The following is a 25404-nucleotide window of genomic DNA, read 5'->3' as shown; positions in this document are numbered from 1 at the left end:
TAATGAAAAAACTATTACTCGATGGCCAATACATACACAACAAAACCCCGTGGCTAAACTGGGCTGAACTTCTCTATGGGTTCGAGCACGGATTTATAGATGAAAAAGGAGTTTCGGAATACGCATGCGAAGCCTTAACTACTGAATCCTCACAAGAAGCTATTGAGCTGGCCTCACTGCTACTTGAAGAAAAATATTTGGTAAGCAACCTACTTGAATCACTGGTAAATAAAGAGCCGTCACCCAAAACGGAAGAACCTGCAAAGCCTTGGATTTTTTTATTGCTCTCGTTTCTATTTGAGCATCAAGATGAGTATGAAGATCCACTTGAGATAGTGGGGGAGCTGTACGCAGACTTCGATTATCCAGTAGAGATTTCCTCTATAATTAGGTATATGCCTCCTCCTGAAGGACTAGAAGGCTCTGAAGAGCAACTATTTGAAAATTGGAAAGAGGTTATTCTCACCTACAAAGTTTTTTTTGAACAACAAAATAGATTCACCTAGCAACGATAAATATAGAAAATGTAAATAATTCTGTCCCGTTATTTTAAAGTCAGTATCGTATTGATATAAAGATATTGTAAGCCATCACAGTATTTTCAATGGTATCGATGAGATTGAAGAGTCTGCCGATAATGTAGGGCATGATAGGTTGGTGAGGGCAAGAAGATGAAAAACGAAGATTTAGAATGTTTGATTGATGACTTTCTGGCCCACGTAGAAAAAGCTACAGACTTGCTTGAGGAACGATTTGGTAAAAAATGTATTCTGCGGCTGTGGCGAGCAAAGGAAATTCCGCAGCGAGGTGAAATTTTAGATGGCATAAATTACGAATTGCATGGTGTTGGTTGTAGGGTGTATTTTCCGGAGATATGCGTTGATTTCGATTACGGGCCAGGCGAGCGAGTAGATGGATTTGATGTGTGGAGATTATACATTTACGCATGTGAAGTTCCTCTGTTACACCCTAAATACATAGATCAGGGTGCGCTAAAGCGAGACTTCAATGAATATATTAGTCTCGGAAAGGTAGATAGGGTTTCTGGCTCTATGGTAAGCGCTCCATAAACCCCACATTCAAAGCGCTTAGCTGATCCCGGATGCTGTGCTCCCGATTCCCTCAGGAGCCAGCTCGCCATGATGCGACCCGATGCTAAAGTCGAAAAAGTGTATCTGTACCCCAAGCCGGTCGACTTCCGAAAATCCATCGACGGCTTGGCTGCGCTGGTCGAGCTGGATATTAAAGTCGCAGTATTTGACCCCGTGCTTTTCGTTTTCCTCAACAAGCCCCGCAACCGAGTGAAGATTTTATATTGGGAGCGCAACGGCTTCTGCCTTTGGCTCAAGCGACNGTAAGCGCTCCATAAACCCCACATTCAAAGCGCTTAGCTGATCCCGGATGCTGTGCTCCCGATTCCCTCAGGAGCCAGCTCGCCATGATGCGACCCGATGCTAAAGTCGAAAAAGTGTATCTGTACCCCAAGCCGGTCGACTTCCGAAAATCCATCGACGGCTTGGCTGCGCTGGTCGAGCTGGATATTAAAGTCGCAGTATTTGACCCCGTGCTTTTCGTTTTCCTCAACAAGCCCCGCAACCGAGTGAAGATTTTATATTGGGAGCGCAACGGCTTCTGCCTTTGGCTCAAGCGACTCGAGTCCGAACGATTCAAAACATCGCCCGATGTCAGAGACGAGGCGATCGTTCTGACCGTCCAGGAACTCAACTGGATGCTCGATGGCTTTGACCTTTGGCGCAACCGTCCTCATCAAGTTTTGACGCCGCGATTCGTAACCTGATTCGGTATAATCCAGGGCATGAATTCCTTGCCCGAAAATCTTCCAGATGATCCCGTTCTGCTCAAGCAAATGCTTGGGCAGATGCTCGACGAGCGTCAGTTGGATAAGGGAAAGATTGTTCGGCTAGAAGAACAGAATGCCCTCCTGCTTCAGCGTCTGTTCGGACGTAAGTCCGAGCAAACAGCTGATGCGGCAACGCCGCAACTGGCCCTCTTCAATGAAGTAGAAAGCGTCGTCGAGCCTGTGGACGAAGCCTCAGATGAAGAGGTCGTTGCCCCGTCCAAGCGCCGCGGCAAACGCAAGCCATTGCCCGCCGATCTGCCGCGCATCGAGATCATCCACGAACTTCCCGAGGATGAACTGACGTGCGTCTGCGGCTGCCGCAAACACACTATTGGCGAAGAAGTCAGCGAGCAGCTTGAAATCGTGCCGATGCAGATCCGTGTGATCAGACACGTTCGGAAAGTTTACGGTTGCCGCGACTGCGAGATGGCGCCGGCCACTGCTGACAAGCCGGCTCAACTGATTGAAAAAAGCATGGCCAGCCCAAGTGTTCTGGCGATGCTGCTGACCACCAAGTACGTCGATGGACTACCGCTTCACCGTTTCGAAAAAGTCTTGGGCCGCCATGGCGTCGATATCCCGCGCCAGACGTTGGCACGCTGGGTTATCCAGTGCGGTGAACACTTCCAGCCGCTGCTGAATTTAATGCGCGATAGCCTGTTTGGCAGCCGTGTTATCCACTGCGATGAAACACGGGTACAGGTGTTGAAAGAGCCTGACCGAGACCCAAGCAGCCAGTCCTGGATGTGGGTGCAAACCGGCGGCCCGCCAGATAAACCAGTGATCCTTTTTGACTACTCCACCAGCCGCGCGCAGGAGGTGCCGACACGCCTGCTCGATGGCTATCGTGGCTACGTGATGACCGATGATTACGCCGGTTATAACGCGTTGGGCGCGCAGGCCGGAGTCGAACGTTTGGGCTGCTGGGCGCACGCAAGGCGCAAGTTTGTTGAAGCCCAAAAAGTGCAGCCGAAAGGCAAGACGGGACGCGCTGATATCGCACTGAACCTGATCAACAAACTCTATGGTGTAGAGCGTGATCTGAAGGATGCGTGCGACGACGATCGTAAAACCGGCCGTCATGATCGGAGCCTGCCAGTGTTGACTCAGTTAAAAAGCTGGATGGAAAAGACGCAGCCACAAGTTACGTCTCAGAACGCCTTGGGCAAGGCCATCGGCTATCTGGCGAGTAACTGGAAAAAACTGGAACGGTACACCGAGGAAGGCTATTTGCCGATCGACAACAACGCTGCCGAACGTGCGATCAGGCCCTTCGTCATCGGAAGAAAGAACTGGTTGTTTAGCGACACACCCAAAGGCGCGACGGCCAGTGCTCAACTTTACAGCCTGGTCGAGACTGCCAAAGCCAACGACCAAGAGCCCTATGCGTGGCTGCGCCACGCATTAGAACGGCTGCCACTGGCGACCTCGGTTGAAGATTACGAAGCGCTGTTGCCGTGGAACTGCTCGCCGGCATCGCCTAGCTAAGCGCGTTACCCATCTTGAAGTCGGTGGGGTTTATGGAGCGCTTACAGGTCTGGTTTTTAAAAGGATCGGTGAGTTTGACGATTACGAGTGGGGCTTCCTGGCGATTTGTTCACCAGACTCGATGAGAGCTTTGCTGGATTAAAAAGAAAAGAAGGACGTAAAGGGGACGAATTTATTTATTGCCTGTGCCCAGGAAATAAATCTATCTCTGAGAAATCTCCGATTTTTCGTACGGCAAATCGAAGAACCGAGATTGTCAGGTTTTTGGTATGAACCATATAAAACGGGCGACCTACAGGTCGCCCGTTTTCATTCACTCCGCTGCCTGCGCCCGCAACCGCCGACCAATCACATCCATCAAATCACTGGAAAAGGGGACGGATTTATTTGTCTGGAAGAAACGTCGGGTGTTTTTTTTGTTGGTGCTCAAACAATAAATAAATCTGTCCTCTTTCTATCTTCAAATAAACTTCCTGATGGTCAGCACGGTTCAATGACATAATTGATAACTATGCTGGTGAAGCAGCTAAGTTTGAGATACCAACCAAAGGACCTGGTGGCGAGGTGGTGAGAGTGTCCGAGTTAAGACAAGTCGAAGGCAGCAATAACGGAGTTGGTGGAGTTTTTGAATGGATTGTTGATGAAGGCAACGTGACTTATCGACGTTTTATCCCCGGCGGTCAAGTAACTGGCCTGCCCAACCAGATTCCGAAAAAATAAGGAGGAAGTAATGTCTCCACTTGGTGTATTGATTAGTTTGGGTTTGGATTGTTGGTCAACCATTTTTTTGGGATTTAGAAAGCGCTGGATAAGGCGAGAAGATATTTTTGAATATGTCATGAGTCAGCTTTAAACGGTTGCGAAAGCGAAAGTGTCGCCATCATTGCTGGAGGTGAATACTTAAGCGATGAAGAGCTTCTTGAGGTTATCTCAAAACAAACGGAGATGACGAATTATGTTGCCGAAATGGATAAGTGGCGTTTAGCTTTCCTGCTTTGTATTGAAGCGTCGAATGATAATGACGAAAATAAAATAAATAGGCTTCAGGAAGTCTATGCGGACTTTGATTATCCGGAAGATATGGCTTCTTGCAGTATTTACTCTCAAGATGGTGTTGACCCGCTGGTAGCCATGAGCCAAGTTGTGAAAAAACTAAGAGAGAGGTTTTTGCCCCGATAATTTGATGGTGAGCAGAAAAGGGGACAGATTTATTTGTCGAGAAAAAAGGACAGATTTATTTATAAATTCTGCGGCGGAAAAATAGAACCCTACCGTTTCTATTGGTCCGGTTACGGCGGGTTAACCAGTTGAGGGTTGACCCCCGGGAAAAGTTCCGCTCGTTGGCCGCAGGGTCCTGGGTGTTACTGATCCTTCACGGCAATGCACATGTCCATTTCCAGCACGCCGCTGCTCTCGTCGTAGGAAGCCTCCACCGGGTAACGTTCAAACCCCGGACGCTGGTCGTAGGCCAATCCGCTTTGCGGCATCCACTGTCCGCACAGCTCACCCCATGCCGCCGGGATTTCACTTGCCGGGCCTTTGAAGTGGGCAACGGCGTAGCGGCCGCCGGGCAGATGGGTGACGGCAAACGGGTATTTGGGTTCGAAGTCGGCGGGCACTTCGACGCAGTCGTCGTAGCGGCAATATTGCGCTGGCGTGGTGCTCGGGTCGTCGTGGCCTATGCCGTAACGTACGCGGTTGAGGAGGTTGTTTTCGATCATCCACGGGGCGACGGTTTTGCGCCAGAAGGTGCCGATTTTCGGGCCGTAGGGGCCGGTGTAGCGCAGGTAGGCGACGCGGGCTGGAGGTAGGGTTTTCAGGGTGACGTTCATGTCTGGGGTCTCGGGGGCTGATTCGCTCGAAATGGTGAGTGACTGGGCGGGCCTCTTCGCGAGCAGGCTCGCTCCCACAGGGGAATTGGTGGCGTACGTAATCCAATGTGGGAGCTGGCTTGCCTGCGATGGCCGCGCCTCGGTCTATGAAGCTAGCCCCCATGGCAGCAGCTAGCCGCGGCTTTGTCTTCATAGCGGTCGTGATGCCGCACCCATTCCATGATCTCTTCTTCGTTGCGGCCTTTGGGCGTCAGGTCGAGGTAGTTGTAGGCGCCGACCAGCAGGTCGAGGCCGCGGGCATAAGTGGAGTAAGTGTGAAAGATGTCCCCCGTTTCATTGCGATAAAACACGCTCAAACCGGGAAGTTCTTCTTCGGCCCCGTCGGTTTTTTCGTAGTTGTAGGTGGCTTTGCCGGCGGCGACTTCTTCGGCCCGGGCGGAGACGCCGAAGTCGTAGTTAAAGGCGCAACCCGCTGACGACACCCAGTCGAATTTCCAGCCCATACGCCGTTTGAAGGCCTGGAATTCGGCGAACGGTGCGTGGGAAACCGCCACGACGGCGATGTCATGGTGCGCCAGATGCTGGTTGGCGCCGTCGATGTGATCAGAGAGGAACGAGCAGCCCGGGCAGCCTTCGTCCCATCCGGCCGCAAACATGAAGTGGTAGATCACCAGTTGGCTGCGGCCGCCAAACAGGTCAGCCAGTTTCAGTTCGCCCTGGGGGCCTTGGAAGTGGTAGTCCTTGTCGATTTTCACCCAGGGCAGGGCGCGGCGTTCGGCGCTGAGTTTGTCGCGCTCCTTGGTGAAGGCTTTTTCGTGGGCCAGGTGTTGTTTGCGCGCGGCGAGCCATTCTTCGCGGGACACGACGGGATGATTCTGAATGTTCATTGGCTTTTCTCCTGCGGGGAGCGGGGAGGTGACTTACACAGCCTAGTCGTTTGACCTGTGCCGGATTCGACATACCGCCGGTCGGTGCTGTTCAGCGCCTTGGCTGAACGGCTGCGTGCGGTACCGGTCACAACTTAAGAAGGCCATCACAATCACGCGGTCTGGAGGCTGAATCAGGATGACGACTTATAACTGGGATTTGATTGAACGCTTGCTGCACGAAGTGCAAAACGGTGCCAGCAGCTTCACGCCACGGCCTTATGCCGAGCAGTACGTGGCGGAGAAAACAGCGGAAGGCGAGCAGACGGAAAACCTCGATCACCTGAAAGCGGTGGCGGGCGAGTACGAAAAGTTGCTACTGGCGCGTGGCTACATCGAACCGCGGCCTGAGGATCAGGGTGGTTCCGGCTCGAATTACATTCTGACGCCGCGCGGCTCCAGTTTGTTGAGCCTGATCGACAGTAGCATTCCGGGGAATGACCATCCGCGGCAGGTGCTGGATGAGCAGGCAGATGCGCTGGATGAAGTGACGTTTGATGACGTAGCGTCTAAAGCGCAGATTGCCTGAAGATTGCGCATAACATTGGGGGAGCGGGCTTGCTCGCGAAGGCGGAGTATCAGTCGACATCATCGTTGTCTGACACTCCGCCTTCGCGAGCAAGCCCGCTCCCACAGGGGATTTGTGTTGGGTTTAAGATTGTTTGGCGGCCTTTAGGCATTTGAGGTCGTTGAAGTCTTTTCTCACGCCTTCGATTTTCTTCAACAACCGCTGACGCTGGGCTGGTGTGCTCTCGGCCATCAAATCCACGATCAACCCACGCGCTTGGGCCTCGGTATTGGCGTAGGCCTGACGATACGCCGGCGTCCACAGGCTCTCGCGATTGACCAGAAGCGTCTCGATTCGTTGTGGGAATTCTGGACTTTGGCGCTGGGCAACCGCCGCGCTGAACTGAGCTTGCCAATGCGCGCGGTTGGCGATCCATTGGGTGTTCTGGTCACCCAGGGCCTTTGACCAAGTGATTACACGTTGTTGTTGGGTAGGGCTCAGCGGGCCGAGCCAGTCATCCAGTCGTTTCTCCATGCGTTCAGCGCGTTGCTTTATCTGCTGATCGAGGGACGGTTTGAGGTATTCCTCTTGGCGTTTGCGCAGGTCTTTGGCGAAGGCGTCGTCCATTTCCGCGACTTGCTTGTCGTCCAGCCCTTTCAGCAATTCGATGGCTGACGGGGTGATTTCCCGGGCGGTCTGGGCGATGGCGGCTTTAGCTTCCTGGGTGCGGGTTTGCAGCGCGGCATCGGTGACCTGATTGGTCGCGACCATGGTCTGCAAGCGGTCCAGCCAATCCAGGTAACCCGGCAGTTGCGTGGTGCAATGCCAGCTCAGGTGCTCTTTGAGGCGCTCGTTGAACCAGCCTTTTTGCTCGCCGTTCATGTCCAGGTAATCGCTGAGCGTCCATGGAATGATCACGTCGAGGTTGCGGTAGGCCAGGCCCACGCGGCTGCATGCACCGAGGACGAGGCTCAAAATGATCAAAGCGGCAAAGCGAATTAGCCAGCGCGACATGGGCGAATCCTTGCAGAAGCGAGCGTAGGTACTCATGTGAACGCAGGATGAGCCCGGCAGTTCAGCCGTTCAATAAAACGCGTGTTCAGCCTTGAGGGTGACCAGCCCGTCGCATTGGCCGTTGTGCCCGGAATAGGCCGAGCAGTTGCTGCCGCTGAGGTTGGAGTCACTGTAGATCAGGTCCAGGTCGATGCCCATGAACGGCCGGGAAAGTTGCACCGACCAGTCGGCAAAACTTCCGACATAGCCACCGTCGACCGACACTGGGGTGTAGAGCTGGTGGGTGGTGTATTTCATGCTGATCCCGATGCCGAACGGTTGATTGCCACCCAAGTCAGCGAACAAGGTTTTGTTCAGTTTGTCCGGGTCGTTGCTGAAGGCGGCGCCAAACCGGCTGCCGAGCAGGGTCAGGCCGCCGAAGAGTTCCTGACTGTCGAGAGTGTCCACTTTCGGGTAGCTGTAGTGAATCATGCCGACTTCATAGCCGAGGGTTTGATCGAAAGGTTGTTTAAATCCCGCGTAAGAATCGACTTCAAGGTTTTTGCCCGGACTCATCCCCATGCTCGGTGCCCATTGGCCGACGTAGAAGCCACTGTCGTGGGTCAGGTCGAGGCCGCCATGGAATGAGCCGGTGCTGGACGGTTTGACCAGCCCCTGGGCCATGCTGCGGCTGGGCGTGGTGCCGAGCTTGAGGTCGTAGTCGCCCAGCTCACGCTGGAAGATTTGCGCGTTGGCGAGCGGACATGCCAGCAGCATGCAGAGCAACAGGAAGGAGGGTTTGAGCATGCGTCACTCCATTGACAGCGAGGAGCAGGAATCGAAAACCTACTGAAACGCTTGTTCTAGACGTGTGCAAGGATACCGGCGAATGCGCGGTATTGAGGGCCGTTCGTCGATTTTTGAGATTTTGATGGGTTTGGCGGGTGTTGCGGGAGGGTTCCAGTCCAAGCGCTTCGAAGCTCAAAGCGCTTTGGGACCAGTTAAAGCAGGGTGTTACTTTTTGCCGAGCGTGATTTGCTTGGACGGGCCGAACGTCTGGCCGCTGACGCCTTTGGCAATTTGCTGGATTTCACCACCGGACTTGAGGAACGCAGCGATCTGGTTGTTGATCGATTCGCTGGTTTCAACGGCTGGAGCTGGCTTTGCTTTGCTGTTGGATGCTTTTACACGCATGGCGGCCATTAACCTGTAGAAAATTAACTTGGCCAGGCATCGTACAGGAAATACTTGACAATTGCTTGGCTAATATCCCCTCAAAATACACAGCGCAAAGCTGGGATTTATCTCGGGTGATTATCTGAAATAAGTCTCTAACACGCTGTTTTAACTAACAACGTTGCTGGAAATTGTCCGTATTTGGGTGGGCTGGCAGGCGGCAAAACGGCCTCTTCGGGCTGACGAGTGGTGAAGCCGTCCGGGTCAGCCACTCAGGAAAATCAAGGATTGCGCAGTATTTTCGCCCGCCACCGGGCCGGCCGCCGAACGCCGTCCGCAAAACCGGGTAGAATGCCGCCCACGTAATGAGGGTATTTGAAATGGCTTTAGTCGGGCGTTACAACAGTTTGCAAGTGGTTAAACACACTAACTTCGGTTTATATCTGGACGGTGGGGCGGATGGCGAAATCCTTTTGCCTAATCGTTATATCCCTAAAGATATTCCCAGCGAAGATGAAGACTGGCTCAACGTTTTTGTTTATCTGGACAGCGATGACAAACTCATCGCAACTACCGAAAAGCCGAAAGTTCAGGTCGGTGAATTCGCCAGTTTGAAAGTCGTTGAAGTCAACAGCATCGGCGTGTTCCTGGATTGGGGTCTGCCGAAGGACCTGCTGCTGCCGTACTCCGAAGAAAAACGCCAGATGACCGCCGGTGAGTATGTGGTGGTGCATGTCTACCTCGACAAGCACACCCGTCGCATCACCGCGACCGCGCGTCTGGACCGCTACCTGGACAAGACCCCGGCCAGCTACACACCGGGCCAGGAAGTTGATTTGCTGGTGGCCGAAGCGACCGACATGGGCTTTAAGGCAATCATCAACAACAAGCACTGGGGCCTGATCCACAAGAACGAAATCTTCAAGTTCATGCGGGCCGGCAAAGAAGAGAAGGGCTTTATCAAGGAAGTCCGTGCCGACGGCAAGATCAGCCTGAGCCTGCAACCGGTGGGCGAAGAAGCTGCCACCAGCCTCAACTCGAAGATCCTCGCCAAGTTGCGTGAAAACAACGGCAGCCTGCCGGTCAGCGACAAGAGCGACCCGACGGTGATCACCAGCATGTTTGGTGTTAGCAAGGGCAACTTCAAGAAGGCCATTGGTGCGCTCTACAAGAATGGCCAGATCGTCATTCATGCGGATCGCATTGAACTAAGCTGACCTCACGCCGGCCCCATACAGGTCGACCGCATGGGGCAGGCTGCAATGAAAAAGTTTTTGTTGGCTTACGTCGGCACCTTGCTGGCGTTTTTGGTACTCGACGGCCTTTGGCTCGGCGTGCTGATGGCCCCGACCTATCGGGTGCTACTCGGGCCGTTGATGCTCGATCACCCGCTGCTGGTCCCAGCAGCGGTGTTCTACCTCCTTTATGTTGTGGGTTGTGTGGTGTTCGTGGTGTTGCCCGCGACTACCTGGCCGCGTGCTGCCCGTTTGGGAGCGTTGCTGGGGGTGGTGGCCTACGGCACGTATGACCTTAGTAACTGGGCGACGCTCAAAGGGTGGTCGGCACAGTTGGCGTTGATGGACATGGCGTGGGGGGCGTTTGCCACGTGCGTGTCGTGCAGTGTGGGCTATGCGGTTTCGCGCAAGACGCGCTGAGCTCGGTGGCCGGTGATGACGCAATCGGGCATTTAAAGGTCCCGCCGAGGCGGCAAATTCTGGCCGTTTGGTTAATAATCCAGCGCCGATTTTTCGCCCCACACCGGTTGTACTGCAAGCCGTCGGGGCTTTGTTTTTATTTGTCGAGTGACTGCTATGGATTGTGTTGTCGAGGTGTCACGGTGAGCGCCAGCCGGCGTAGCGCCGACGGGTTTGCCCTGCAGGTGATGATCGGATTGTGCCTGATCTGGGGCGTGCAGCAGGTGATGATCAAGTGGGCGGCGCCGGACATCGCGCCGGTCATGCAGGCGGCGGCGCGGTCGGGCATGTCCGCCTTGCTCGTCGGGTTGCTGATCTGCTGGAAGGGCGGCTGGGATCAGGTCGGCGCAACCTGGCGCGGCGGTTTGCTGGCCGGTGCGCTGTTTGGTCTGGAATTCTTTTTCATCTCTGAAGGTCTGCAGCTGACCACTGCGGCGCACATGTCGGTGTTCCTCTATACCGCACCGATTTTCACCGCGTTGGGCGTGCATTGGTTGCTGCCGAGTGAACGTTTGAGGCCGGTGCAGTGGCTGGGGATTTTCCTCGCCTTTGTCGGGATCGCCATCGCGTTTGCCGGTGGAGTGTCCTGGGACAACCTCGATCACCGCATGTTGATGGGCGATGCGCTGGGCGTGCTGGCCGGTGCAGCGTGGGGTGCAACCACGGTGGTGGTGCGCGCTTCACGGCTGTCGGAAGCGCCGGTGACGCTGACCTTGTTTTATCAATTGATCGTCGGTTTCGTCGGCCTGATGCTGATCGCGATTCTCAGCGGCCAGGTCACTCACGTCAGCCTGACCACGGTGGCGGTGGCCAGCGTGCTGTTCCAGGGATTGGTAGTGTCGTTCTTCAGCTACCTGACCTGGTTCTGGCTGTTGCGGCGTTATCTGGCGGCGAACCTGGCGGTGTTCTCATTCATGACGCCGCTGTTCGGCGTCACGTTCGGCGTGGTGTTGCTGGGCGAGGAACTAAGCCTCAACTTCGTTATCGGCGCCGTACTGGTCTTGCTCGGTATCACCTTTGTCAGCGCTGAACAGTGGGTGCGCCGTCGTTTGCGCAAAGCCCTTGGGCAGTACTGAGCGGACGCAGCAACAGGCCGCCGGCGATCAGTAATCCGCTGCCGGCAACGACTAGCGCGGGCTGCAAACCACCACTGAAATGGCTGCTCAGGGCGGCCAGCAACGGCCCGGCGAGTTGACCCACGGCGAAACACGCGGTCAGCAGCCCGGCGTTGCGCTGGGTAGCGTGGGGCGCCAGTTCGCGGGAGCGTTGCATCACCAGTTGCATGCAGGCCAGGAATGGCGTGCCACACAGCAGCACGCCCAACGCCAGACCCGTTCCGCTGCCCAACAGGCACGCGAAGACCCCGACGGCTTGCAGCCACAACGTGATCATCAGCCAATGGCGCGTGCCATTCAGGGATTGTCGACGCAGACTCACCAGCAGCACGCCCACAGCCGACGCCAGGCCGAAGCACGGCCAGAACAGGTCGGCCTGCCATTGGCCATGAAACTGCGCGTTGGCCATTTGCGAGAGGAATGTGGCGGGGATGATGTAGCCCAGACCGTACAGGCCATAGATCAGGCCCAGTCGAGCGATGCCCTGATTGTTCGATGTGGAGGTGACGGGTGCGGCCGCCACCGTCGCCGCAGGTTGAGGCAAGAACGGCAGAATCCCCAGCAGCATCACCAGCGCTACGCCGGCATACACTAGCCACAGCGTCGCGGAGCTCTGCCCCAGTAGGTTCGAACCCAAGGCCAATAACCCCGTGAGAAAAATCCCCAGGCCCGGGCCGGCAAACACCAGGGCGCCCAGCCGTGGACGACCGGCCGCTGCCGCCAATGGCTGGCTCAGCGCGGTGATCATCACCAGAACCCAGGCGCTGGCCACGCCGGTGCCAAAACGCAGCAACAGATGCGACCAGAACCCGTTGGCCCAGAACGACGCCAGGGTCAGCAGCACACAAAGCCACAATCCGCCCAGCAAGCGCTGACGGACTTGCACCGGCTTGCGCGAGAACATCGCGTCCAGCGCACCGACGAAGTAGCCCAGGTAATTGGCGGCGGCAATCAGGCCGGCGGCGGTCAGGTCAATCTGACCTTCGCTGAGCAAGTGCGGCATTTGCGGGGTGAGGGCGAAGCGCCCGATGCCCATGGCCATCATCAGGGCGATAAAACTGGCGGTTAAGCGAATCAGCGCAGACATGGTCGCAGTTCCGGTAAAGGATCAATGACCGTCAGGCTAGGACTGATTGACTTTCTTTTAAAATGAATAATAGTGAGTAACTTGTTCTGATTTGGAGAGGATCGTGGAATTCAGTCAATTGCGGATCTTCCAGGCGGTGGCCCAGGAGGGGTCGATCACCCGTGCCGCCGAGCGATTGCATCGGGTACCGTCCAACCTGTCGACGCGTCTAAAACAACTCGAGGAGCAACTCGGTGTAGAACTTTTCCTCCGCGAGCGTCAGCGTTTGCAGTTGTCGCCTGCAGGAAAAGTCCTGCTGGACTACACCGCCAAGCTGTTCGCCCTCCATGACGAAGCCAGCGCCGCAGTACAGGGCGGGCAACCGGCCGGGGACTTTGTTCTGGGCACCATGTACAGCACGGCAGCGATTCATCTCCCGCCATTGTTGGCGAGTTATCACCGCACCTTCCCGGCGGTAAACCTGCAAGTGCAATCAGGGCCGAGTGGTGAATTGCTTGAAGGCCTGCTCACCGGCCGGCTGGATGCGGCGCTGGTGGACGGACCGCTAGAGCTCGCGGGGCTGGACGGCGTGCCATTGTGCGACGAACGGCTGGTGCTGATCACTGAGGCGGATCACCCGCCGGTGCGCAGCGCGCTGGATGTGGAAGGGCGCTCGGTGTTCACCTTTCGTCAGGGCTGTTCCTACCGCATGCGCCTCGAGGCCTGGTTCGCCCACGACCATGCGGCGATGGGCCGGGCAATGGAGATTGAATCCTATCCGGGGATGCTCGCTTGCGTGATTGCCGGCTCAGGTGTGGCGTTGATGTCTGAGTCGATGCTTGCCAGTCTTCCGGGCCGTGAGAGCGTCGCGGCGCACCCGTTGGCCGAGCCGTTCGCCCGTGCGACGACGTGGCTGATGTGGCGCAAGGGCATGGTCGGGGCCAATCTGAATGCGTGGATCGAACAGCAGCAAACGGTCTATCCGTGGGCACCGGATGAGGCCCAGGCGATTGCTTGAACGAACGGTCAGGTATTTTGTTCGATTCAGTAACAGATCATTGTGTCTTTTGATGAGCATTGCGTAGGACTTCGGACTATTATCAGTGCGAAGCGGCCTCAGAATTCCGGTCGCTCGGCACTACCCTAAAGGGGGCACCATGAAAGAGAAAATCCAAAACTGGCTGCACGACTTGGGTGTTGCACTCGGTTTGATCGAACCGCCTCTGCAACCTGTGCCTATTCGTACGGACGACGAACAGCGCCGACGCCAGCAGCGCCGCCGGTAACAGCCCATTAGGGCCTGTGGCGAACGGGCTTAATTGGCTTGTTGTGGCAAGGAGGCTTGTCTGTGGCGAGGGGGCTTGCCCCCGTTCGAGTGCGCAGCACTCGTAATCCGCCTCATGCGGGGTTCCAGTTAAAACACGCACGAAGATGGTGAATGGACTGGGGCTGCTTCGCAGCCAACGGGGGCAAGCCCCCTCGCCACAAGTTCACTCGCCATAACGGCACCTGCGACAAGTAGGGGTGTTTGACAATCCATCTCAATGCCGCCCGATCTCCAGCAAAAACCGACTCAAATCATTCGCCGTCCTGGCGGTCTTGAGCATCCGGTCTTCTTCCGCCGTAAACGCCGTCAACCCCAGCTCATCTTCCAGATGGAAGATCAGGTCTTCAATGTCCGCTTTATCCAATCCCAACTCCACCAGGCTGGCGTCGTCGCTGAAGTCATCCCGGCCCTCCAGCAAGCGGCTGATGAACTGATGGACGGCGAGGCGAACGGCAGCTCTTTTCATGGTTGCTCTTGGAGGGCGTTATTGTTGTTGTCCCTGTGCTTGAGTACAGCAGGCTTCAGTCGTGTGAGCGCTGCCACTCGTCAATCATCGTGCGCAAATGCTCGCCGGAAAAACTGCCGAAATGCCCGCCATGCACGGTGCGGATCGGCAATGCACGCAAGCGTTGCAGGCTGCGGGCGTAGTCATTGAGATCGGAGTGGTAAGCGTCTTCGATCAGTGGTCCGTCATAGATGATGTCGCCACTGAACAGCGTCTCGGTCGCCGCTTCATACAGGCTGATGCCGCCCGGTGAATGCCCTGGTGTGTGCAGCACTTGCAGCACGCGGTCACCCAGGTCCAGCACATCACCTTCTTCAATCAATCCGGTGGCCGGCGCAGCCTTGACCCGGTATTCGGCGTAGCACAACGGGCAATCGGGGTGAGCCTCGAACATCTCGTCGCCGACAAAGGCTTTGCTCAAATCATTGTCGCCGTCCGGTGCGGCGAGAATGTCGGCCTCGGCCGGGTGCACCAGCCGCTCAGGAAACTCGTGATGCCCGGCGATGTGATCGAAATGGCAATGACTCGCCACGGCCACCAGCGGTCGTTCAGTGATCCACGGCAATTGCTCGCGCAGGCTGACCAGTCCCGAACCGCTGTCCAACAGCAGGTCCTTGTCGCGGCCCTGAACGTGCCAGAGGTTGCAGCGATAGAACGGCCGAATGTACGGCTCGTGAATCAGGCGAATGCCGTCGCTAAGCTGTTTGACTTCGAACCACTGATCGCGAGAAACAATCTTCATCAAAGGTTTTCTCCAGACGAAAAAAAACGGGTGTGGCAACCGACGCCACACCCGTCGAAGAAAGCATAAAGTCGTTATGTTCAGCTTAGGCGGCGTTGGCCACCATTGCCGGGCGACGGGACATCAGGCTGACCAGCACGAAGCTCACCAGACCCACACCGAGGCTGTAGTAGATCGGGGTGTTGGCTTCCAGGCCATCCTTGAACATGAACACCAGCGCCGTGGCGAAGCCCATGCCCATACTGGCGATAGCGCCAGCGGTGGTTGCACGTTTCCAGAAAATCGCGCCGATCAGCGGGATCAGCATGCCGCCCACCAGCAGGTTGTAGGCCAGGGTCAGAGCGCTGATCACGTCATGTACGACCAGAGCGATGCCGAGTACCACGATGCCGGTCAACAGGGTGAACAGGCGGTTCATGCCCAGGCTCGACTGTTTACCGCCGCGCAGTTTCGGCAGCAGGTCTTCGGTCAGGGTGGTGGCAGCGGCGAGCAGGCCGGCGCTGGCGGTGGACATCATGGCCGCCAGGGCAGCAGCGATTACCAGGCCACGGATACCGTCCGGCAGGGACAGTTTGACGATGGCGGCGAAGGCGTTGTTGACGTTGTCCAGGTCCGGGATCAGCACGTGAGCGGCCATGCCGATCAGGGCGCAGGCCAGGCCGTAAACGATGCAGTAGAAGCCTGCGAAGGTACCGGCGACCTGAGCCACTTTGGCGCTCTTGACGGTGAACACACGCTGCCAGATGTCCTGGCCGATCAGGATCCCGAAGAAGTAGATCATGAAGTAGGTGATGATGGTGTCCCAGCCAATCGTGGTGAAGCTGAAGGCGCTCGCCGGCAGTTTCAACACCAACTCATCCCAGCCGCCAACGCGGTACAGGCAGATTGGCAACAGGATGAACATCAGGCCCACGGTCTTGATCACGAACTGGACGATGTCGGTCAGGGTCAGGGACCACATGCCGCCGATCGCGGAGTAAACCACCACTACGCCACCGCCAAGCAATACCGAGACCCAGAACGGCAGGCCGAACAGCACTTGCAACACGGTGCCAATGGCCAGGATCGAAACCACGCCGATCATCAGCGCGTACGCCAGCATGATCACCGCGCTCGCGGAGCGGGCCATCGGGTTGTAGCGTTTTTCCAGCACTTGGGTAACGGTGTAGATCTTCAGTTTCAGCAGCGGTTTGGCGAGGAACAGGTTCAGCGCCACGATCCCGCAACCGAGGGCCGCGCAGAGCCAGAAACCGGAGATGCCATGGACGTAGCCCAGGCGTACGGTACCCACTGTGGACGCGCCGCCCAGAACGGTGGCGGCCATGGTGCCCATGTACATGGTCGGGCCGAGGTTACGACCGGCGACCAAAAAGTCTTCGTTGGTCTTGGCCTTGCGCATGCCGTAATAGCCGAGCATCAGCATCGCGGCGGCGTAGATGAGTACGACGAATAAATCCAAAGCCATGTTGCGGTGTCTCCGATTGTCTTTTTTATGGTGAACTAAAAAGCAATGTGGCTTGGGAACCGCATTTGTGGCGAGGGAGCTTGCTCCCGCTGGGCTGCGAGGCAGCCCCAAATCCTGCAAGCGGGTTTCTTCAGGAGAAACCCGTCAGCCTGTTTTGCGACTGCTGCGCAGTCGAGCGGGAGCAAGCTCTCGCCACAGAGGTTCCAGTTACCACGTTGTGTGTTTGATCAGGCGGCTTGTCGCATCGCTGGTTTGGCGAGCGAATGGGTGCCCTTGCTGCGTGAATCATTCGGGCCGAACACCGCGGCTGTTTCCGGGAACAGGCTCAGCAGCGCCAGGTACACCAGTGAGGCCAGGCCCAGGGTGACCGGCAGGCTGATGTCGATACCGCCGGCCATTTCGCCCAGTGGTCCGACAAACTGCCCCGGCAGGTTCACGAAACACAGGCCGATGGCCGCGCTCGGGATCCAGGCACCCAGGCCACGCCAGTTCCAGCCGTGGGTGAACCAGTAGCGGCCACCTTTCTCGCCGCGGGTGAACACTTGCAGGTCATCCGGGCAGTAGAAGCCGCGACGTACCACCAGGCCGATGATCATGATCACCATCCATGGGGTGGTGCAGGTGATGATCAGCACAGCGAAGGTCGACACGCTCTGCACCAGGTTCGCCGCGAAGCGACCGATGAAGATGAAGGCAATCGACATCACACCGATCAGCAACGTAGCCTTGACCCGCGACAGCACACGAGGGAACACGCTGGACATGTCCAGCCCTGTGCCGTACAGCGACGTGGTGCCGGTGGACATGCCGCCGATCACTGCAATCAGGCACACCGGCAGGAAGAACCAGCTCGGCGAAACCGCCAGCAAACCGCCGACGTAGTTGTTGGCTGCGATGTAGTCCGGTGCCTTGATCGCCACGATGGTCGCGGTGGCCAGGCCAAACAGGAACGGGATGAAGGTGGCGATCTGCGAGATCACCACCGCCGCCATGATCCGGCCTTTTGGTGTGTCACGAGGGATGTAGCGCGACCAGTCACCGAGGAACGCACCGAAGGAAATCGGGTTGCTCATCGCTACCAGTGCAGCACCAATGAACGCGGCCCAGAAACCTGGCTGACCCATGCTGACGGTGCCGGCGTAGTTCACATCGAAAGGACCGGCGAAGGCGAAGGCGCCCAGCAGGAACAGCAGGCTGGCGCTCCACACCGCGATCTTGTTGACCCACAGCAGGAAACGGAAGCCATAGATGCAAACGGTCAGTACCAGAATCGCGAACAGACCGTAGGCCAGGCCCAGGGTCAGGTCGGTTTCCGGCAGGCCGATCAGACGCTTGGCGCCACCGATCAGCGCGTCACCCGAACTCCACACCGAAAGAGAGAAGAACGCGATGGCGGTCAGCAGCGAAAGGAACGAACCGACGATCCGCCCGTGCACGCCGAAGTGCGCACCGGAAGACACGGCGTTGTTGGTGCCGTTGATCGGGCCAAACAGGCCCATCGGCGCGAGGATCAGCGAGCCCAGCAGCACACCCAGCACAATCGCCAGCACGCCGGCCTGAAACGACAGGCCGAACAGTACCGGGAAACTGCCGAGCACGGCGGTGGCAAAGGTGTTGGAGCCACCGAAGATCATCCGGAACAAATCCGTCGGGCCTGCGGTGCGTTCGCTGTCCGGGATCTGTTCGACCCCGTAGGTTTCAATTTGCGTAAGGCTTTGGTCTTTGTTGTTGTTATTCATGATCAGCTCCGATCATAAAGGCGCGCTCATCGTGCGTGAGCGTCACCTGTTTGGCTAAGGGGTTGGCAGCCCTTCCGGCATCGCGGACAAATGTTCGTGGCAGGCCAGCCATAGGCCTTGTTGTTCTTGGCCAGACGCTTGTTTCTTGAAAACAATCGTCTCGCGCTCCTGGCTGAAGTGTTGTTCCCCTTGCATGCGCAGCTCGGTGGCGACGTCATGGATGAAAATCGCCACGTCACCCTGCAGGCTGACGAAGGCGTTGCTCGAGGTGCACGAAAGCACCTCGAAGCCGTCCTCCGAGCGCCAGGTGTCCCACAACGCCTGATAGGCATCGCGCGACAGCAGGGGCTGTTCGAGGGTGTAGAAGACGAAGCTGGCATCGGTGCTGAACGCACCGAAGTAGGCTTCGCGATCATTGCGGGCGAAGGCGGCTACCAGATCGGCAGCGGCTTTCAAAACCTGATCACGTTCGTTCACAAGCAATCCTCAGCGGTGGACCACGCCAGGCAGTACGCAGAGCATCTCGTACAGCAAGTTGGCGGCCAGCAGCGAGGTGTTGCCGGTGGTGTCATAAGCGGGCGAGACTTCTACCAGATCGCAACCGACCAGGTCGAGGCCTTGGCAGCCGCGAACGATTTCAATCGCCTGAATGGTCGTCAGGCCACCGATTTCCGGGGTGCCGGTGCCAGGTGCCCAGGCCGGGTCGATGCCGTCGATGTCAAAACTCAGGTACACCGGACCGCCGCCGACTTTCTCGCGAACTTCGGCCATCAATGGGGCCAGGGATTTGTGCCAGCACTCTTCGGCCTGAACCACACGGAAGCCCTGGTTGCGGCTCCAGTTGAAGTCGTCAGCGGTGTAGCCCTGAGCGCGCAGGCCGATTTGCACCACACGGTCGCAATCCAGAAGGCCTTCTTCGACAGCGCGACGGAAGGTGGTGCCGTGGGCGATTTTCTCGCCGAACATGTGGTCGTTCACATCGGCGTGAGCGTCGATGTGCACCAGGCCGATCTTGCCGTGCTTTTTATGAATGGCACGCAGGATCGGCAGGGTGATGGTGTGGTCGCCGCCCAGGGTCAGGGGGATCACATCGTGTTCGAGGATCTTGTGGTAGGACTCTTCGATGATGCGTACCGCATCCAGCAGGTTGAACGTGTTGATCGCGATGTCGCCGATGTCAGCCACCGACAACGAATCGAACGGTGCAGCGCCGGTCGCCATGTTGTACGGGCGGATCATCACCGATTCAGCGCGGATTTCGCGAGGCCCGAAACGGGTGCCTGGGCGCAGCGAGGTACCGATGTCCAGTGGCACGCCAACGAAGGCAGCGTCCAGACCGGCAGCGGTATCCAAATGGGGGAGTCGCATCATGGTGGCGATGCCGCCGAAGCGCGGCATTTCATTGCCGCCCAGTGGTTGGTGAAGAATCTTGTCCACAGGTAGGGCCTCATCGTCGTTGTTTTATTTATGTCGGTTGCACAGGTCATGACAGACACAGGCACCGTTGGGGCCGATTCTGCGAAATGTAGTGGCCGGGAAGAATCGCTACGGGCAAATACTTAGTTCAGATTTTTCTAAACTAATGGTTCAAGCGGCGATAGACTCATCGGCGACCACTGAACCCCTGTGGCGAGGGAGCTTGCTCCCGCTGGGCTGCGAAGCGGCCCCAAAACCATTCACCCCTTTGTGTCAGACAGACCGCGCTGTCTGGATTACGACTGCTGCGCAGCCGAGCGGGAGCAAGCTCCCTCGCCACAAAAACAACATGCATTACCTTGAGATCGGAGCACCCCATGGCCAACGCTTTACCCGACCTGAAACTATTGCGCATCTTCGTCAGCGTGGTCCGCCATCAGGGGTTCGCCAACGCCCAGCAAGAGCTCAACCTTTCGACCTCGGCCATCAGCACCTACATGAGCCAGCTCGAAGCAGCCCTCGGCCTGGTGTTGTGCCATCGCGGTCGTGGTGGGTTCAGCCTGACCAGCAAGGGCGAACTGTTCCATCAGGAAACCCTGCGTCTATTGGCCGAGCTCGAAGGCTTCGAGCAATACGCCGCCGCACTCAAGGGCGAACTGCGCGGCACACTGAACCTCGGCGTGATCGACTCGACGGTCAGTGACAAGGCCTTGCCCTTCGCCGAAGCCATCGGCGCCTACAGCCAGGAACACCCGGCGGTGCATCTGCATTTGTCGGTGATGAGCCCCTACGAACTGCAACTCGGCGTGCAGGACAATCGCCTCGACCTCGCCATCGGCGCGTTCTCCACGCGCATGAGCGGCCTGGTCTACATGCCGCTGTACCGCGAACAGCACTGGCTGTATTGCAGCAGCCGTCATCCGCTGTTCACCGAGCGGCGCATCCCCGAGCAAGTCATCACCCAGCAACGCATGGTCGGCCGGGGTTACTGGAGTCAGGCGGAACTGGCGCGGCACGGTTTCAAACACAGCGCGGCCACGGTGGAAAGTATGGAGGCGCAACTGATTCTGGTGTTGTCCGGTGCCTACATCGGCTACCTGCCGGAGCATTACGCACAAGCCTGGGCGGACAAGGGCGATTTACGCGTATTGCTGCCGGCGACATTCGGTTATCAGGCACCGTTCTCGATGATCGTGCGCCGTGGCCGAAGTCGCGAACCGCTGATCCAGACCTTTCGCGATTTGCTCAAAGCACAACTGAATCAGGCTTGATCGATGTCCAGAATCCAGTGTCCTCGTTGCCTGCGCCCGCAAACCCATTGTTTGTGCCCGCTGATCCCGTGCCTCGACAGCCGCACCCGGGTGTTGCTGTTGCAGCATCCGAGCGAAGTGAACCACGCGTTGAACACGGCTCGGTTGGCGGCGTTGGGTTTGAACAATTCAGAGCTGATTGTCGGCGAGGTGTTCGAGGATTTGCCGGCGCTGTTGAATCAACCGGGGTATCAGGCGCGGTTGTTGTTTCCGGGCGAGGGCGCGCAGCCGATGCAAACCTATACGGCGACTGACGAGCCGCTATTGCTGGTGGTGCCGGACGGTACCTGGCGCAAGGCGCGCAAGATGCTGCACCTCAATCCGTTGCTGGCGGCGTTGCCGAGGGTGACGTTGGCGGGTGGCGGGGTGTCGCGATACCGACTGCGCAAGGCCCCGGGACCGGGGGCGTTGTCGACGGTGGAGGCGATCGTTCAGGCGCTGCAGACGCTGGAGGTGCCGAGCACGTTTGAGCCGTTGTTGAAACCGTTCGAGGCGTTGATCGAGGGGCAGATTGCGGCGATGGGGGAGGAGACCTTCCAGCGTAATCATGGGCCGAAATAGTTGTTGATTTTAGGGCCTCTTCGCGAGCAAGCCCGCTCCCACATTTGATCGCATTTCTTCTGAAGAAACTCGACCGAATGTGGGAGCGGGCTTGCTCGCGAAGAGGCACTGACAAACACAGAAAATTCAGACCAGAAACTACCTTTCTCGCATCGCCTCGGTCCGGGCTTTCAACACCGGTTTCAGCAGGTAATCCAACACACTCTTCTCACCCGTAATGATGTCCACCGTGGCAACCATCCCCGGAATGATCAGCAGCGGTTTCACATCCCCGCCCAAGTGGTTTTTATCCGTGCGTACCTGAATCAGATAAAAGCTGTTGCCCTTGTCGTCGGTGATGGTGTCGGCGCCGATCAGTTCGAGCTTGGCGCTCAACCCGCCATAAATCGTGTAGTCATACGCACTGAACTTCACCATCGCTTTCTGCCCTGGATGCAGGAACGCCACGTCCTGTGGCCGCACCTTGGCTTCGATCAGCAGGTTGTCTTCCAGCGGCACGATTTCCACCATGTCACTGCCGGGCTGGACCACGCCGCCGATGGTGTTGACCTTCAGCACTTTGATAATCCCGTGCACCGGCGACACCACCGTCGTGCGCGTCACTCGGTCATCAATGGCAATACTCGACGCGGTGATTTTCGACAGGTCAGTGCGTTTCTCGTTCAGCTCTTTCGCAGCGTCGGACCGGAAAGATTGTTCTGACTCGTCAATCTTGCTCTTGATCTCGTTGATCGCCGATTCCGCCCGGGGGATCGCCAGCGTCGTGGCGTTCAGCGAGCCGCGAATCTCCACGGCGCTGCGTTTGAGCCGGAGGATTTCCACCGGCGAAACGGCGCCAGTGCCCACCAGCGGCGTGGACATGTTCATCTCTTGTTGCAGCAACGCCAGGCTGGAACTGAACTGCCCCTGTTTGGAGCGGAATTCTGCCAGTTCCTGGGTTTTTTGCCGAAGTTGTTCGCTCAGCGTGCGCTGCTCACTGGCCAGCCGACGCTGACGCTGGTCGTACAGCGAACGCTCGTCCTCGGCCACTTGCGGAGCCTTGGCGATCACTTCTTCTGACAGCTTGAAGGGCCGTCCTTCTGCTTCCGCCGACAAGCGCTCGACCTTCGCGGTCAACGCATAGCGATCGGCCTCGCTTTCACCCTTGTTCGACAGAAACCGCGTGTCATCCAGGCGCAGCAGGGTGTCGCCCTTGTTCACCATTTGCCCTTCGCGCACGAAAATCTCGGATACGATGCCGCCCTCCAGGTTCTGGATCACCTGGACCTTGCTCGACGGAATCGCCTTGCCTTCGCCCATGGTGACTTCCTGAAGCACCGCAAACTTGGCCCACACCACCGCGCTGATAATCAGCCCGGCAGCCAGCCACACCGTAATGCGCGACCAGCGCGGGGAATCCTGCAACGAGGCGCCGGCTGTTTCCGGCATGAACTCGCTCTCGGCGGTTTTGCCGAAGCTGCCGAAGTAGCCACGGTTCTTGGAGGTGTCGGACGATGAACGGGCCATGGGTAGCTCCTAGACAGCCGCAGAGCCGACACGGCCCTTGCGCAGTGCATCGATGACCGCTTCTTTCGGACCGTCGGCGACGATCCGTCCGTTATCCAGTACCACCAGCCGATCCACCAGGCTGAGCATCGAGGTGCGGTGCGTGACCAATAGCAGGGTTTTGCCCTCGACCCAGGTGTGGAGCTTCTGCCGCAGAACATCTTCACTGCTGTTGTCCATGGCGCTCGTCGGTTCGTCGAGCAACATGATCGGCGGGTCGAGCAATAAGGCCCGCGCCAGCAACACGGCCTGACGTTGCCCCCCAGACAGCAACTGCCCGCGTTCGCCGACCGGACGATCAAACCCTTGCGGATGTTGGCGGGCGAGTTCGGTGACGCCAGTCAATTCGGCCACTTCGAGCATCCGTGAGTCGCTGATGTAGCGGGCGCCGAGGGTCAGGTTGTCGCGCAGGCTGCCGGCCAGCAGTGGCAGGTCATGGGCGACGTAGCCGATCTGTTGGCGCAGGTCGGCGACGTCCAGTTGCCGCAGGTCCAGGCCGTCGAGCAGCAACTGGCCTTCTTCCGGCGCGTAGAACCCCATCACCAGGCGCGCCAGGGTACTTTTGCCAGAACCGCTGCGACCGATGATGCCGATGCGTTCGCCCGGCTTCATGCTGAAACTGACGTTGGACAGCGCTGGCGCGTTCTGGCCGTTGTAGTGGAAGGTCACGCCGCTGACTTCAATGGCGCCTTGCAGTTGTGTGCGTTCCAGCGGCCGCTGTTTGGCGTCGCGTTCCTGCGGCAGGCCCATCAACGCATCGGTGCTTTTCATGGTCAGTTGCGCTTGCTGGTAGCGGGTGATCAACCCGGCAATCTGCCCCAGTGGCGCGAGCACGCGGCTACCCAGCATGTAGGTCGCCACCAGCGCCCCGACGCTGAGGTTGCCGGCGATAATGCTGTAGACCCCGGCGACGATGGTCGCCATGCCGGAGAACTGCTGGATGAACAGCGTGCCATTGGTGGCCAGCGCCGAGAGGTTGCGCGCGTGGCTGTCGAGGCGGGTGAGGGCGCCGTGGGTGCTTTCCCATTTGTGCTGGCGCTCGCTCTCGGCGCTACACGCCTTGAGGGTTTCCAGGCCGCCGAGGGTTTCGATCAGCAAGGCCTGGCGTTCGGCGCCAAGGCTCAGGCTTTTTTGCACGGTGTCGCGCAGGCGCACCTGGATCACCATCGCGAAGATGATCGTGATGGGGAACGCCAGCAACGGAATCACCACCAGCCAGCCGCCGAGCAAGCCGATCACTACCAGCATCAATACGGCGAAGGGCAGGTCGATCAGGCTGGTCAGGGTGACCGCGGTGAGAAACTCGCGCAGGCCCTGGAAGTCATGAATGCTCTGGGCAAAACCGCCGATGGTCGCCGGACGGGCTTTCATCGACATGCCGGTGATGCGCTCGAACAAGGTCGCTGACAGGATCACGTCGGTTTTCTTACCGGCAGTGTCCAGCAAATGTGCGCGCACGACGCGCAGCACCAGTTCGAAACCGGTGCCGATCAGCAAGCCGATCGACAGCACCCACAAGGTCGAGGTGGCCTGGTTCGGCACCACCCGGTCGTAGGTCTGCATCACAAACAGCGGCACCATCAACCCAAGCAGGTTGATCAGGAAACTCGCCAGGATCGCATCGCTGTACAGCCACTTCGACAGTTTCAGCGTGTCGCGAAACCACGCTTCGACGCGCGGCACCAGCGGCGAGCGCAAGTCTTCAAGTTCATGGCGTGGCCGGGCAAACAAGGCCTGGCCACTGTAATTTTCGGCCAGCTCATCCGTGCTGACCCATTGTTCGCCGCCGTCGGCTTCGCTGGGCAGGATCAACACCTGACCGTCATCGCCGAAGCGTCGCAAGATGGCCGTTCGGCCGTTGTTGAGGATCAGCATCACCGGCAGGTTGAGGGCGGAAATATCCCCCAGTTCCCGGCGCAGCAGTCGCGCCTGCAAACTGGCCCGGGCTGCTGCGCGCGGCAGCAGGTCCAGGCTCAAGCGTTGTTTGTGCAGCGGTAGCCCCGCACTCAGGCTGGCGCGACTGACCGTCGCGCCGTGGAGTTTGCAGAGGATCAACAGACCGTCCAGAAGCGGGTCATCGAAGCTCAGCCGCGGATCGACACCGGTGTTGCCGGATTCCATGCTGGTCACATTGA

General features: G+C 57.9%; 29 protein-coding genes. 15 read left to right on the top strand and 14 right to left on the bottom strand.

Annotated elements, in window-relative coordinates; translation table 11 throughout:
• Positions 1-2 precede the first annotated feature (2 nt).
• From EAH78_RS06910 to EAH78_RS32575, 7 genes are all read left to right on the top strand, one after another.
• Entirely contained in the window at positions 3-506 is a 504-nt protein-coding gene (locus EAH78_RS06910; protein ID WP_161599673.1) for a DUF2247 family protein, read from the top strand.
• Between the two features lie 165 nt (positions 507-671).
• Positions 672-1070, top strand: a complete 399-nt coding sequence (locus tag EAH78_RS06905; RefSeq protein ID WP_140666911.1) for a DUF6896 domain-containing protein — start codon at positions 672-674, stop codon at positions 1068-1070.
• 69 nt (positions 1071-1139) lie between these two features.
• On the top strand, positions 1140-1358 hold the full coding sequence (gene tnpB / locus EAH78_RS06900; protein WP_240051851.1) for an IS66 family insertion sequence element accessory protein TnpB: 219 nt from the start codon (positions 1140-1142) through the stop codon (positions 1356-1358).
• An 80-nt stretch (positions 1359-1438) separates the two neighbouring features.
• On the top strand, positions 1439-1798 hold the full coding sequence (gene tnpB / locus EAH78_RS06895; RefSeq protein ID WP_240051850.1) for an IS66 family insertion sequence element accessory protein TnpB: 360 nt from the start codon (positions 1439-1441) through the stop codon (positions 1796-1798).
• Between the two features lie 18 nt (positions 1799-1816).
• Positions 1817-3349: an IS66 family transposase gene (gene tnpC / locus EAH78_RS06890; RefSeq protein WP_140666909.1), complete on the top strand. Its 1533-nt coding sequence runs from the start codon at positions 1817-1819 to the stop codon at positions 3347-3349.
• 573 nt (positions 3350-3922) lie between these two features.
• Positions 3923-4069 (top strand): hypothetical protein, encoded by a 147-nt coding sequence (locus tag EAH78_RS32120; protein ID WP_161599672.1) that lies wholly within the window; start codon positions 3923-3925, stop codon positions 4067-4069.
• 225 nt (positions 4070-4294) lie between these two features.
• Positions 4295-4528 (top strand): DUF2247 family protein, encoded by a 234-nt coding sequence (locus EAH78_RS32575; protein WP_240051849.1) that lies wholly within the window; start codon positions 4295-4297, stop codon positions 4526-4528.
• Between the two features lie 182 nt (positions 4529-4710).
• Here EAH78_RS32575 and EAH78_RS06880 read toward each other — a convergent pair whose 3' ends face one another.
• A complete protein-coding gene (locus tag EAH78_RS06880; RefSeq protein WP_140666907.1) occupies positions 4711-5181 on the bottom strand; it encodes an AraC family transcriptional regulator in 471 nt (156 codons plus the stop codon).
• Positions 5182-5333: 152 nt separating this feature from the next.
• The gene (locus EAH78_RS06875; protein ID WP_140666905.1) at positions 5334-6068 is read right to left on the bottom strand and encodes a DUF899 domain-containing protein; all 735 of its coding nucleotides are present in this window, start codon (positions 6066-6068) and stop codon (positions 5334-5336) included.
• Between the two features lie 178 nt (positions 6069-6246).
• Between EAH78_RS06875 and EAH78_RS06870 the strand changes: the two genes are divergently transcribed.
• Positions 6247-6636 carry a transcriptional regulator gene (locus tag EAH78_RS06870; protein ID WP_140666904.1) on the top strand — a complete coding sequence of 130 codons (390 nt, stop codon included), beginning with the start codon at positions 6247-6249 and terminating at the stop codon, positions 6634-6636.
• A 123-nt stretch (positions 6637-6759) separates the two neighbouring features.
• Here EAH78_RS06870 and EAH78_RS06865 read toward each other — a convergent pair whose 3' ends face one another.
• The 3 genes from EAH78_RS06865 to EAH78_RS06855 form a co-directional block, all read right to left on the bottom strand.
• Positions 6760-7629, bottom strand: a complete 870-nt coding sequence (locus EAH78_RS06865) for a DUF6279 family lipoprotein (RefSeq protein ID WP_140666902.1) — start codon at positions 7627-7629, stop codon at positions 6760-6762.
• Positions 7630-7698: 69 nt separating this feature from the next.
• Positions 7699-8415, bottom strand: a complete 717-nt coding sequence (locus tag EAH78_RS06860) for a TorF family putative porin (RefSeq protein WP_140666900.1) — start codon at positions 8413-8415, stop codon at positions 7699-7701.
• A 207-nt stretch (positions 8416-8622) separates the two neighbouring features.
• Positions 8623-8811: a hypothetical protein gene (locus EAH78_RS06855; RefSeq protein WP_017337097.1), complete on the bottom strand. Its 189-nt coding sequence runs from the start codon at positions 8809-8811 to the stop codon at positions 8623-8625.
• Positions 8812-9164: 353 nt separating this feature from the next.
• Between EAH78_RS06855 and EAH78_RS06850 the strand changes: the two genes are divergently transcribed.
• From EAH78_RS06850 to EAH78_RS06840, 3 genes are all read left to right on the top strand, one after another.
• Positions 9165-10001: a CvfB family protein gene (locus EAH78_RS06850; protein ID WP_140666898.1), complete on the top strand. Its 837-nt coding sequence runs from the start codon at positions 9165-9167 to the stop codon at positions 9999-10001.
• Between the two features lie 45 nt (positions 10002-10046).
• The gene (locus EAH78_RS06845) at positions 10047-10439 is read left to right on the top strand and encodes a DUF2177 family protein (RefSeq protein ID WP_140666896.1); all 393 of its coding nucleotides are present in this window, start codon (positions 10047-10049) and stop codon (positions 10437-10439) included.
• 182 nt (positions 10440-10621) lie between these two features.
• Positions 10622-11554 (top strand): DMT family transporter, encoded by a 933-nt coding sequence (locus EAH78_RS06840; protein ID WP_140666894.1) that lies wholly within the window; start codon positions 10622-10624, stop codon positions 11552-11554.
• Here EAH78_RS06840 and EAH78_RS06835 read toward each other — a convergent pair.
• Positions 11499-12680, bottom strand: coding sequence for an MFS transporter (locus tag EAH78_RS06835; RefSeq protein ID WP_140666892.1), 1182 nt, complete (start codon positions 12678-12680; stop codon positions 11499-11501). The two genes, EAH78_RS06840 and EAH78_RS06835, sit on opposite strands and share 56 nt — an antisense overlap.
• Before the next feature lie 103 nt (positions 12681-12783).
• Here EAH78_RS06835 and ptrR point away from each other — a divergent pair, with 103 nt between their 5' ends.
• Together ptrR and EAH78_RS32985 are read left to right on the top strand one after the other, a co-directional pair.
• A complete protein-coding gene (gene ptrR / locus EAH78_RS06830) occupies positions 12784-13677 on the top strand; it encodes a putrescine utilization regulator PtrR (RefSeq protein ID WP_140666890.1) in 894 nt (297 codons plus the stop codon).
• 139 nt (positions 13678-13816) lie between these two features.
• On the top strand, positions 13817-13945 hold the full coding sequence (locus EAH78_RS32985; RefSeq protein ID WP_007914492.1) for a PA1414 family protein: 129 nt from the start codon (positions 13817-13819) through the stop codon (positions 13943-13945).
• 255 nt (positions 13946-14200) lie between these two features.
• On the opposite strand, the gene EAH78_RS06825 is transcribed toward EAH78_RS32985, so the two are convergent.
• From EAH78_RS06825 to speB, 6 genes are all read right to left on the bottom strand, one after another.
• Entirely contained in the window at positions 14201-14452 is a 252-nt protein-coding gene (locus EAH78_RS06825; protein ID WP_027925813.1) for a phosphopantetheine-containing protein, read from the bottom strand.
• Between the two features lie 55 nt (positions 14453-14507).
• Entirely contained in the window at positions 14508-15233 is a 726-nt protein-coding gene (locus EAH78_RS06820) for an MBL fold metallo-hydrolase (protein WP_140666888.1), read from the bottom strand.
• Positions 15234-15318: 85 nt separating this feature from the next.
• Positions 15319-16698: a sodium:solute symporter gene (locus tag EAH78_RS06815; protein WP_140666886.1), complete on the bottom strand. Its 1380-nt coding sequence runs from the start codon at positions 16696-16698 to the stop codon at positions 15319-15321.
• Positions 16699-16925: 227 nt separating this feature from the next.
• Positions 16926-18437 carry a purine-cytosine permease family protein gene (locus tag EAH78_RS06810; RefSeq protein ID WP_140666884.1) on the bottom strand — a complete coding sequence of 504 codons (1512 nt, stop codon included), beginning with the start codon at positions 18435-18437 and terminating at the stop codon, positions 16926-16928.
• 54 nt (positions 18438-18491) lie between these two features.
• Positions 18492-18914 (bottom strand): YybH family protein, encoded by a 423-nt coding sequence (locus EAH78_RS06805; protein ID WP_140666882.1) that lies wholly within the window; start codon positions 18912-18914, stop codon positions 18492-18494.
• Between the two features lie 9 nt (positions 18915-18923).
• Positions 18924-19874, bottom strand: a complete 951-nt coding sequence (speB, locus tag EAH78_RS06800; protein WP_027925808.1) for an agmatinase — start codon at positions 19872-19874, stop codon at positions 18924-18926.
• Positions 19875-20230: 356 nt separating this feature from the next.
• Here speB and EAH78_RS06795 point away from each other — a divergent pair, with 356 nt between their 5' ends.
• Both EAH78_RS06795 and EAH78_RS06790 read left to right on the top strand, forming a co-directional pair.
• Positions 20231-21124 carry a LysR family transcriptional regulator gene (locus EAH78_RS06795; RefSeq protein WP_008013540.1) on the top strand — a complete coding sequence of 298 codons (894 nt, stop codon included), beginning with the start codon at positions 20231-20233 and terminating at the stop codon, positions 21122-21124.
• 3 nt (positions 21125-21127) lie between these two features.
• Positions 21128-21724 carry a tRNA-uridine aminocarboxypropyltransferase gene (locus tag EAH78_RS06790; protein ID WP_140666880.1) on the top strand — a complete coding sequence of 199 codons (597 nt, stop codon included), beginning with the start codon at positions 21128-21130 and terminating at the stop codon, positions 21722-21724.
• A gap of 138 nt (positions 21725-21862) precedes the next feature.
• On the opposite strand, the gene EAH78_RS06785 is transcribed toward EAH78_RS06790, so the two are convergent.
• Complete coding sequence (locus EAH78_RS06785) at positions 21863-23230, bottom strand: HlyD family type I secretion periplasmic adaptor subunit (protein ID WP_140666878.1); 1368 nt, start codon at positions 23228-23230, stop codon at positions 21863-21865.
• Positions 23231-23239: 9 nt separating this feature from the next.
• Positions 23240-25399: a type I secretion system permease/ATPase gene (locus EAH78_RS06780; protein WP_140666876.1), complete on the bottom strand. Its 2160-nt coding sequence runs from the start codon at positions 25397-25399 to the stop codon at positions 23240-23242.
• Positions 25400-25404 lie beyond the last annotated feature (5 nt).

Origin of the sequence: Pseudomonas arsenicoxydans, assembly GCF_006438915.1 — a bacterium.
In the GTDB taxonomy this organism is placed as follows: Bacteria; Pseudomonadota; Gammaproteobacteria; order Pseudomonadales; family Pseudomonadaceae; genus Aquipseudomonas; species Aquipseudomonas arsenicoxydans_A.
This window is presented reverse-complemented; position numbering and strand designations above follow the sequence as displayed.